Origin of the sequence: Synechococcus sp. R8-2 (genome assembly GCF_047461715.1) — a bacterium.
Lineage (GTDB): Bacteria > Cyanobacteriota > Cyanobacteriia > Thermostichales > Thermostichaceae > Thermostichus.
Map to the genome: position 1 here is coordinate 1 of NZ_JANSHQ010000563.1, position 855 is coordinate 855.

Below are 855 nucleotides of genomic sequence, written 5' to 3' on the forward strand. Positions count from 1 at the left end.
GGCCTCCGGCCCGCTTTCGCGACCGGTCGGGTGGGTTTCCGGCGAGCTTTCACCGCAGGCGATTGCGCCACACTATCTCTGCTCTTGGCCTGGGACTTTTCCGGCCTTGCTGAGACCTGTCAACCTCTGTAAATGGATCCCTCATAATGGGTTCATTTGCTGCCTGTGTCGATATGGTTGCCGAATCTGTCCTCGCCTCTGATGTCAGCTCCGCCAAATCCCAAGCCGGGAGAGAGGAGGGATCCCCGCCTGCCATTCGTTTGCGGAGGGTCAGCCGCAACTTTTCCGGGATCCAAGCGGTGGACGGGGTGGATTTGGAGGTGCAGCAGGGGGAGTTTTTTACGTTGTTGGGGCCGTCGGGTTCGGGCAAAACCACCTGTTTGCGGATGATCGCGGGCTTTGAGCGTCCGGATGAGGGGCAGATCAAATTGAACGGCCAGAATGTTTTGGGTCTGCCGCCCTACCGACGGCCTGTGAACACGGTGTTTCAGGACTATGCTCTCTTCCCCCACATGACGGTGGCGGAGAACGTTGGCTACGGCTTGATGATCCGCGGCATACCGCCGAAGGAGCGCCAAAAGCGAGTGCAAGAGGCGCTGGAGCTGGTACAACTGCCCGATCTGGGATCCCGTAAACCCAGCCAACTTTCAGGGGGGCAACGGCAACGGGTGGCCTTGGCGCGGGCTTTGGTTGGCCGACCGCAGGTGCTCTTGCTGGATGAACCTTTGGGGGCGCTGGATTTGAAGTTGCGCCAACAGATGCAGTTTGAACTCAAGGCCCTACAACACCGCCTTGGTCTCACCTTTTTGTACGTCACCCACGACCAAGAAGAGGCCGTAAACTACCCGACTCCGA

1 protein-coding gene is annotated in these 855 nt (G+C 59.2%); it reads left to right on the plus strand.

The genetic code is table 11. The features are described from left to right. Window positions 1-146: 146 nt before the first annotated feature. On the plus strand, window positions 147-855 hold a 709-nt coding region (locus NW819_RS12480), incomplete at its 3' end, for an ABC transporter ATP-binding protein (protein WP_414413939.1).